Consider the following 8,847-nt stretch of genomic DNA (forward strand, 5'->3'; position numbering starts at 1 on the left):
CGACATCGCCCGCGCAGCACTCGTCCTCACCCATTTCGAGCATGACTACCTACCGGCAATTGGCTGAGATCACCTCAATGAGAATACGGATTCGTGCCGGGCTGCTCGGCGGCATCCTTACTGCCGCTGCAATGCTGACATTCGGCACGCAGTCAGCCTTTGCCGCCCCCAGTTCCGGTGCGTCGGTGAGTGTCTATGTACCGCCCGGCTGCACTCTAGAGGCCGGCCACAACTTCACGCAGACCTGGTGTATCAACCGCGCGCATCAGGCCTGGGTGAAATGCGGCGACGGTAACTGGTACTACGGTGAGTGGCGGAACGTTGATCAGACCTCGCACGTCACGTGCCCCAACGGTTTGCACGCCCTCGACCACAGCATGAGCTATCCGGACTGAGCCCCCCATATAGCCGCCGCTCCAAGCGTTGTTCCCGAACCCTTCCCGTCAGAATGTGGCGATCGGGTTGACCGGGCTGCCGGACGTACCGGCGAAGCGGACCGGCGCGACCGCGAGGTGGAAGTCCCACTGACCGAGCTCGGCAGCCGTCGTCGCGCACGCCTCCAGGTCGCAGTTGTCCAGCATCCACAGACCCATCGCGACGAGGCTCACGGCGTGAACCGGCATCAACACGTCTTCGTACCCCGATGGCTGAACGTCCTGGGGCGTGTCGGCCCCGATCAGCGCGACCTCCCGTTCGTGCAGCCACGGCAGGCAGGACGCGTGCCAGCCGGCCTGGGTGAAACCGCTGACCGCACCGGTCTCGTGCCGGACGCGGCCATAGCCGGTCCGCAGGAGGACCGCATCGCCGGATCGCACCCGTACACCCTGGCGCCGCTCGGCCTCCTCGAGATCGTCGGGAAACACACCCTCCCCCGGTTCCAACCACGGCACATCCCGCACGCTCGCGATGTCCAGCAGGACACCACGCGTGATGATCCCGTTCGCCGCCGCCGTGACGGCCGCCCACGCCGATCCCGTTACGGCGTCGACCTGCGAGTGCGACCGCCCGTTGTACATCGTGCCGTCCCAGAAGATGTGGCACGGCGAGTCGACGTGGGTGAGGGTGTTGCCGTGGAACGTGACGCCGAGCCGCTCGGACGAAAAGCCCCAGCGCCGGTCGTTGCGGAATCCGGGCACCGGCATGTTCTCGGCGCCCGGCATGTCGGCGGCGCACGGGCACGTCGTCGTCGACCGCTCCATGTCTTCCGGTACGGCGACCTCCCATGCGCACGACACGCTCCTGCCGTGGCGCACAGCCCGCGCCGCCGCCAGCCGGACGTCGTCGGTGATGTGGTTCAGAGTGCCGAGCTCGTCGTCGTCGCCCCACCGTCCCCAGTTCGACAGCGTGTTGAAGTACCCGAGCACGTCGTCCTGTGTAGGCATCGGTCGCCCTGCCGTCATCCCAGCATCGACTCCTCCGGTCACGTGGTTCGAGGCACCGCAGGCAGAGTATCCCGCCCTCCCCTTCGACATGATCTCGCCGAGGCCTCCACCCCTTGGCCCAACGGCGCCGCCCGACCTGTACTGGTCGGCCAGCACAAACACCACGGCGGCAAGATCCAGGCCATCTCCGCAATGAGAGCGCCACATGCGTGCGAGAGTGAGCACCACTTATAGATCTTGAACGTCGAGAGTGTCGATGATTTGTCATGCGCACATTGCCGCGTTGAGCTCTGGCCTGAGCATCGTGACAGCGTCGGCCCTGCCTGCCCTGCAGTCGTCCGCTGGTCATCTCCGGACCATCGCCGCGCACCCACCGCCCGCCGAAATGCGTAGGGTTCGGGGCATGAAGGCGCTGATCTCTGTTGCCATGGAGGGCATCTCGGGGATCGTGCATCCCACCGAGACGAATCCGGGGCGGTACGACTACGAACGGAGTCGGGCCTTGATGACGGCCGAGGCGAACGCCGTGATCGCCGGCGTGCTAGATGCCGAACCTACTGCAGAGATCAGTTTCTCGACGTGCGTGTGGCCGGGCGTTCCCTGGGCGAGATCGGTCTCAACGTCGCCATGGCCGGCCATCTGGGCGTGCCGGTCGTGTTGCTCAGTGGCGATGACACCGCCTGCACCGAACTACGTGATCTGGTTCCCTCGGCCGTCACTGTCGCGGTCAAATAAGCACTCGGGCAGGCCAGCGCCATCGCCCTGCACCGTCTCGATGATGTTGCCGCCGAAGGAGAGCCGGTCGACGATGGCAGCGCAGAGGCGGGCGTCGGTGAAGGTCTTGGTCGAACCATCTGGGGGTGGCACATGTTCCTGTCGGAGGATTGCGGCTGCTAGCTGGGGTTCCTGGGTTGTTTCTCGCTTGCCTCATTCGTGAGGTTCCAGAGGCGTATGTGCTAGGTGCTGCCGCCCCTGGCCGGTGACCCGATGGAGTATCAGGCGCGGTGCGTCGAGGCAACATCGACGATGGCCGCCTGCCCGTGGAAGATCGAAGGTGAGCAACCAGATGGGGCCGATTATGACTGTTCGCTTGAGCGCCGTCGTCAAAACGCCGGACGGGCGGCTATTGGCCCTGGGACAAGGCTTGCCGGACAACGCCCAATGCCACTTATTGCCCGGTGGCGTGGTCGATGCTTCCACGGCGACCTTCGAGGACGCTCTGCGACGCATTCTGCACGAGCAGTTTGGCATCGAGGTAACAATCGGTCCGCTCATTCACACCGACCGGACGGGCGACCACGATGAGTACGTGTTCGTGACCCATATCGCAGATCACGACGACTCACGCCGCAGTCGCGATTGGCGATTCGGCATTCCAGCACCCAACGGATGCTTCTGGGACGGCATTGAACTCACCCCTGCCGCTATCCATGCCGCCAACTTCATGCCCAGGGGGATCGGCGCGCTCTTCGCCGGTCACCTCCGTCACGGCCAGCCTCCGTGGACCCTGCCCGATGTGCGATCGCGGCCCCAGGCGAAACGACGCCACCACAAGACCCGCTGAGCCCTCCGCCACCTGCGCCTCGGCGCCCGGCCGATGCGACTGCGGAACGAACACCTGCTGCGGACCGTGCCCGGACTCGATCCGCCCGACAAGCCAGCACGGGATTCGCGTCGGATGGCGGCGTACAGGGCGACCTTGTCAGCCTGCGGCGCCATGGCGCCCTCCTTACGGGGAGTAGCAGCGCCATACTCTCACCGCAACGAGATCAGTGGTGTTCAAACTCATCAACATACGCAGATGTCACGATCGCGGCCGGGCACCACTGCCCTACAAAGGGTGCCTAAGCTCGTTGTCATAGCGACTGCCCTGATCACGCTCACCGACCTGGGATACGAGGGTGCCCGGGAGATGTTCAGGATGCCGTTCAAGAAGCCCAAGGACGGCTCACCGAGCAGCAGCGCGCGTTCAACCAGCACGTACCGCCATGAGCAGTTACAGGGAAAGATTCCCTGTTGAGATTGGCGTCGTCGGTTGCCGAGTGAGCCTGGCGGGTACCCGCGGAAATCATGGGCGGACGTCCTACCCAGCGCGCCGGTTCTCCCCGGGCACGCCCACGACAAGCTGCGAAGCCGACAACGCGGCGGGCGAGAATCGGAAGCCACTGGTCGTTGAGAGCCGCAACGACCAGTGGCCCGTGCAGGGGAAGAACTGCCGCAACCGGGGCTCGGCGTAGGCGGCTTCGATCAGGTCGCCATGCCCGCCGTACCGGCCAGATCGGCGACCGGTGCGGTACTGATCAGGGTTCGACGGCGCAGGCGTCTCTGTTGAGTGAGTATCGGCTCGGCAGGGACGCGTTGCCCGTGTGGCTGGCGAGGTAGCCCATGGTGACGCTCTGGCCAGGGGCGATGGAGCCGTTGTGGCCGGCGTTGGCCGCGGTGACTATGTCACCGCCCTGGGTGAGGTCGGTGTTCCAGTCCGAGATGATGGTCTGGCCCTGAGTGAGGGAGAACCTCAGCGTCCACCCGTTGATCGGTGTGGTGCCGGTGTTGGTGATGGTGAGGTCTACGGTCATGCCGCCGCCCCAGGTCCGCGTGGTCTGCTCGATCCGGCAGGTCGGCTCGGCCCGCTCGAACGACACGCGGTGCAGGCCGCCGGGAAGGTCGTTGACGACGTAAAACTCGCCCTCCGGGGTGGCGCCGAACGCGGTGACCTGCGTGGGCATCTGGCCGAGCTCGGCAGGGGTATAGCCGCCCGAGCCGTCCTCGCGCAGCGCCCACACGGTGTTGGAGCAGTAGTCGGTGGCGATGTAGGTGCCGCCGACCAGGTCGGCGAACTCTTGACCGCGGTACACCTGCCCGCCGATGACCGCGCAGCCGCCGGTGTACGGGGAGTAGGTGAAGACCGGCTCGGTGTACTCGGCGTCGGAGCGGCACTGAGCCTCGTCGAACACCTCCAGCCCCTCGTAGCAGGACCAGCCGAGGTTCGCGCCGGCCTGCTGTCCGGGCTTGATGTGGTTGATCTCCTCCCACCGGCCTTGGCCGACGTCGCCGATCCACATCGAGCCGTCCGCATGGTCGATGGAGAAGCGCCAGGGGTTGCGCCCGCCGTACATCCATATCTCCTCGCGGGCGCCGTCGACGCCGACGAACGGGTTGTCCTCGGGCACGCAGTAGGGCAGGTCGCCGCAGCTTCGGCTCACGTCGACGCGCAGGATCTTGCCCAGCAGGGTGTCCAGGCGCTGCCCGGTGTCGAAGGGGTCTCCGGAGCCGCCGCCGTCGCCGATGCTCATGTACAGGTTGCCGTCGGTGCCGAAGGCGATCTGGCCGCCGTTGTGGTTGCTGTGCTCGGCGTGCTCCTGGGACAGCAAGGGCTCGAGGCTCGCGGTGTCCAGCCGGTATCGGGCCAGGGTCACCGCGCCGTCCGGCAGCGCGGTGTAGGCCAGGTACAGGTCCTGACTCTCGGCGAAGTCGGGCGCGAGGGCGATGCCGAGCAGCCCCCGCTCGTTGCCGGATTCGTCCACCGACGCCCTGATGTCGATGATCGGGGTCGGTTCGAGACCGGTGTCCGGATGGTAGACGCGTACGGTGCCGCGCTTCTCGATGATGAGCAGCCGGTTCGTTCCGTCGTCGGGCGCGGCGATGGCGGTGGGGCGGCGCAACCCGAACGCGACCTGGGTGGTGGTCGCGTTGATCTCCTCCAGCGGCACCGTGGATGCTTCCGGCCCCCGCGCGCCGCTGTCCGTGACGGACGACGACGCGGCCGCGGCGGCCGGTGGAGTGAGTACGGTCAGCGGGGCGAGCAACGGCAGGGACAAGGCGAGCAACGCGGGGGCTGCCCAGCGTTTTGCTGGCATGTCGGCTCCAGAGACGGGGGGCGTCGGGGTCCGGAGGACACTGGTTCCCAGGACCGGAGCGCGTCCGGGCTCGCAACAGGCCCGGCCCGATCGCATCCCGCCCGGCAGAGCGGAGTACGACGCCGACCGGGCAGACTCCTCGCCCTGACGTGCCCGACCGGACGGTATCCGCTCGCCCGCCGTCACAGCCAGGCCCGCGGCCGCGACGTCCGTCCTGAGAGGTGACGCCAGGCCATGGCAGCCTCTCTGACCAGGGACGATATGAGACCCTCTCGGCGAGGCCCGCCACTGGCTCATGAAACGTACATCGCTACGCACCTGGCCGCCGCAGGCTGGGCAGGAGCTTGGGACCACCGCTCGGGCTCCTCGCGCGGCGACCGCAACGCCCCCGCCCTCGCAGCCTGCGCCCGGACGTCCTGACTCACCTGATCAAGCACCCCGACCTCGCCTTCACCGCCAACGAGATCGCCAAGGTCCTCAACCGTTCCTCCAGAGCGGTCGCCAACGCGCCCTGGACACCCTCGGGAGCAACGGCGACGCCGAACTCGTCAGCGAGCGCCCCAACCGCTTCCGCACGGCAAGGCCCAGGACTGACACCCCACCTCAACGGGCCCAGCCGCTCAGCCGGACCCCGCCATGAAGCCCAGCGCCCCTCGATGGGCATGTACCGTGCCTCCACCCTCCGGCTCAGGGCGTCTTGTACTCCGCCGCCTTGCCGCAGTAGCTGGTCCCGATCGGCGAGTTGGGGAACCGGCACACCTGGACGACCACGCGATCGATCGCGGTGACGCCGTTCGGGTCGGACAGTTCGAAGGCGAGCTCTACGGTGCCGTCGTCCGCCCGGAGCGTCTCGGAGTCGAGGATGGTGTCGCCGTTGTAGGCTGTGAAGGTGGCCCTGGAGTGCATCTGGTCCGGAGCGCACGGTGAGATGTCGGGGTCATCGGCCAAAGTGCCCTTGACCTGGACGATCGGCCTGATGACGGGCTCTTCCAGCCAGTCGAGCGTTCCCTCCGTGACGCCGCGGCCGCACTGGTCCCCGGAGTCGGCGGAGAACTCCACCGACGCCTGCGCCGCCATGGCGGGCTGCGTCCCCAGCAGACCTACGGCGACGACGACGGCGCCCAGCGCCGGCCAAGTACGTGAACGCATGGCATCGACCTTCCCCTGTGGGTGATCCGGCCACACCATCGTGAGCCACAGCGTTGCCCTGCGCCAGCCCGCACCGCCCGTCCTGGCTCGCTGGAGCGTTGGCGCCCGTCATGCGGTCAAGGCGTGGCAACGCTCGATCGGGCTGATCATCGCTCGACGGAAGCCGAGGCGCTGCTGCTGGCTCCAGTCGTCGGTCAGCCGGTCTGCTCCTGCCCGTTCGTACGGGCGGAAAGCGACACCAAGACGGTGAAGCCGCGGCGGTCGCTCAAGCTTCCTCGGCTCTGCGCGGAGGCGCCGCGTGAACTACACGAGGAACAGGACGACACTTCCGGGCTGGTCTTCCGGACTCAGAACGGCAACGCGCACACGGTGCGGCGGGACTCCCGTAAGATCCTCGACCGCGCCGGGCTCGTCGGCAAGGAATGGTCCCCGCGCGAGATGCGGCAGCCGGGTGCGAAAGCCTGACGCTCGGGTGACCTTTCAGCCACAAGATCGCTGAGTAACAAGAGAAATCTCTGACGGCGGGGCGGCATTCGCATTCGGCTGCGGTCGGCCAGACCGGCGGAATCGGGGTAGGGGCCGGGACGCCGGTTGAGGACTGCAATGTAAATACAACGCCGTGCATTGCGGCGTTTCGGCGCCAGTCGATATGTAGCCATGTTCATGGGGAACGGCCGCATCCTCCGCCCGCATGTAGGGGACAGGATACGGCCGTTCATGGCGGTGTCAGCCGGCGCGGTACCGGCTAGCAGAGCCACCTTCGCGCTGACTCCACGTTCCCGGCCGTTGTCCTGGCCAGTGTGTAGTAGTTTCCGGCGCCGGTCCTGCTGCAGTAGGCGTATGAGGTGACCGGGCTGGTACCTCGGGGACAGCAGCCTGCCCTTACGTCGAATCCAGGCACATCGATCCAGATCTCCACCGTGACGGCTTGGTTGCCGCATCCGCCGATTCCGGAGATCACATCTCCGTTCCGGCTCGGAGGATAGGCGTACGGCTGGTACCCGTTACAGTCAGCCGCAGCCGAGGCGGTAAGTTGTTCGCCAAGTTTGTGGCCGGCGACACCGGCAGTAACACCGAACGCCGAGGCCGCAACGTCGAACAGCAGGCGCCGTGTGACCCCTACTGGGATTGCAGGTACTCCTGGACGAACGGATCCTGATCTGGCAGCACAGGCCCGCCTGCCGCATGGGGGTACTGGAGTTGGCCCAGCTTGGTGGACACCTGATCTCTGGGAACCCTGGTTCCTACGTGCCGACCTGGCAAAGCTGGGCGCGCCTTGGGTAACGGGTGGGTGGCTCTGGCCTTGATCGGAGCTTCCTCGTCGCGCTGTGGCCACCGAATGGCACACCGTACGGATGTACGCGTCTTCCGCCTCAATCGGGGCTGATCACCACCGAGAAGCCGACGGTTTTACAGCGGGCCGAGGTTCTTGAATGCATCAGACCCCTGACCTCCGGGTATGGCTATCACCCTTTCCCAACCAGGGAAGATCATCCCGCATATATCCCGCAAGGCAGAGCCAGCCACGATCCCCAGAGCCTGCGGATCAAAAGTGGATCTTGCTCTTGGCGGCTCGGTCCGTTGTGACCTGGAGACCAAGGCGCTGAAGATCGAACAGCCGCTCAGCCAATCCGCGCATATTCAGGATCTTCCTGCGCTTCCCTACGCGTAGGGATGGAGATGCTCTGTCGAGCCGACCAGCGCAGTGCGCGTGTAGGCCGCAGGCGAGAAGTGGACGCCAGTGGCTCGCTCCGCAAGGGCCAGTGCTGCGGAGGTGGGATTGTCAACGAATCCCGGTTCGTCTCCGCCGATGTGCAGCCCAAGGTCTGTGACGTCAGTCTCAAGGCGGTCGGGCTCGGTGCCCTCTCGATAACAATAGCTGTACAGGCTGAAGGTCGTGATCAAGTCGCCGTTCTTGTGGAGTTTGAAGTCGGCCCCCTTGATTGTCACGCAGACTGCGGCGGCTGCTGAGCCCTCGGAAAGGAGCCCGGCGCCGTGGTAGACGATGGCGCCCCATCCGTACTCGATCAGGACCGTTCCGCCTTTGGCCCGGTATGCCGCGACGCCGAATCCCTCCCCCTCCAGAGGGCTGCCTGCGACTACGTTTATCCGTCGCAGAGCCTCATCAGGAGGCCCGTCCCGTACGAAGCAGGCGCAGAGCCAGGTCTCGCCCACGCCGTCTGTGAACTCCTGGTAGAGCCACTCATAAGTGGCTGCAGTCGCCTTAACCATGGCCATCGTGCGTCTCCAAAAAATGGATGATCGAGGCGATCTTTCCAGGGGAGTCCGACGAATTCCACGGCGGAGATCGCTCACCGGCCTGATCATCCCGTCTGCTGAACCGCGCCGGGATCGGTGGAGACTCTATTGGTTGACTCCAGTCGCCGGTTGGGGCTGGTGTTGAGCGTAGTAGACGGCTTCGTGTTCGGCGGGCGGGACGTCACCGATGGCGGTGTGCA

At 66.1% G+C, this 8,847-nt stretch carries 9 protein-coding genes and 2 pseudogenes; 6 read left to right on the forward strand and 5 right to left on the reverse strand.

The window, feature by feature from the left end; translation table 11 throughout:
- Positions 1-395, forward strand: a 395-nt coding sequence (locus ACTMTF_RS48985; RefSeq protein ID WP_441116972.1) for a hypothetical protein, incomplete at its 5' end; no start/stop codon positions are given.
- 48 nt (positions 396-443) lie between these two features.
- On the opposite strand, the gene ACTMTF_RS48990 is transcribed toward ACTMTF_RS48985, so the two are convergent.
- Positions 444-1,610: a cyclase family protein gene (locus ACTMTF_RS48990; protein ID WP_441116973.1), complete on the reverse strand. Its 1,167-nt coding sequence runs from the start codon at positions 1,608-1,610 to the stop codon at positions 444-446.
- 175 nt (positions 1,611-1,785) lie between these two features.
- On the opposite strand from ACTMTF_RS48990, the pseudogene ACTMTF_RS48995 reads away from it, so the two are divergent.
- From ACTMTF_RS48995 to ACTMTF_RS49005, 3 genes and pseudogenes are all read left to right on the forward strand, one after another.
- Positions 1,786-1,922 (forward strand): annotated as a pseudogene (locus tag ACTMTF_RS48995) (M55 family metallopeptidase); the annotation flags it as partial.
- 24 nt (positions 1,923-1,946) lie between these two features.
- Positions 1,947-2,117, forward strand: a pseudogene (locus tag ACTMTF_RS49000) (M55 family metallopeptidase); the annotation flags it as partial.
- Between the two features lie 355 nt (positions 2,118-2,472).
- Complete coding sequence (locus ACTMTF_RS49005) at positions 2,473-2,946, forward strand: NUDIX hydrolase (protein WP_441116974.1); 474 nt, start codon at positions 2,473-2,475, stop codon at positions 2,944-2,946.
- Between the two features lie 519 nt (positions 2,947-3,465).
- On the opposite strand, the gene ACTMTF_RS49010 is transcribed toward ACTMTF_RS49005, so the two are convergent.
- The 3 genes from ACTMTF_RS49010 to ACTMTF_RS49020 all read right to left on the reverse strand — a co-directional run bounded on the left by ACTMTF_RS49010 (position 3,466) and on the right by ACTMTF_RS49020 (position 6,388).
- Positions 3,466-3,786 (reverse strand): DUF6193 family natural product biosynthesis protein, encoded by a 321-nt coding sequence (locus ACTMTF_RS49010; protein WP_441116980.1) that lies wholly within the window; start codon positions 3,784-3,786, stop codon positions 3,466-3,468.
- Complete coding sequence (locus ACTMTF_RS49015) at positions 3,683-5,239, reverse strand: PQQ-dependent sugar dehydrogenase (RefSeq protein ID WP_441116975.1); 1,557 nt, start codon at positions 5,237-5,239, stop codon at positions 3,683-3,685. Before ACTMTF_RS49015 ends, ACTMTF_RS49010 begins: the two co-directional genes overlap by 104 nt.
- A 687-nt stretch (positions 5,240-5,926) precedes the next feature.
- A complete protein-coding gene (locus tag ACTMTF_RS49020; protein WP_441116976.1) occupies positions 5,927-6,388 on the reverse strand; it encodes a hypothetical protein in 462 nt (153 codons plus the stop codon).
- A 123-nt stretch (positions 6,389-6,511) separates the two neighbouring features.
- Between ACTMTF_RS49020 and ACTMTF_RS49025 the strand changes: the two genes are divergently transcribed.
- Positions 6,512-6,853: a hypothetical protein gene (locus ACTMTF_RS49025; protein ID WP_441116977.1), complete on the forward strand. Its 342-nt coding sequence runs from the start codon at positions 6,512-6,514 to the stop codon at positions 6,851-6,853.
- A gap of 994 nt (positions 6,854-7,847) precedes the next feature.
- A complete protein-coding gene (locus ACTMTF_RS49030; RefSeq protein WP_441116978.1) occupies positions 7,848-8,060 on the forward strand; it encodes a hypothetical protein in 213 nt (70 codons plus the stop codon).
- Here the strand turns inward: ACTMTF_RS49030 and ACTMTF_RS49035 are convergent.
- A complete protein-coding gene (locus ACTMTF_RS49035; RefSeq protein ID WP_441116979.1) occupies positions 8,051-8,626 on the reverse strand; it encodes a DUF6461 domain-containing protein in 576 nt (191 codons plus the stop codon). The two genes, ACTMTF_RS49030 and ACTMTF_RS49035, sit on opposite strands and share 10 nt — an antisense overlap.
- Positions 8,627-8,847 lie beyond the last annotated feature (221 nt).

It is taken from the genome of Nonomuraea sp. ZG12 (assembly GCF_052068115.1).
GTDB lineage: Bacteria > Actinomycetota > Actinomycetes > Streptosporangiales > Streptosporangiaceae > Nonomuraea.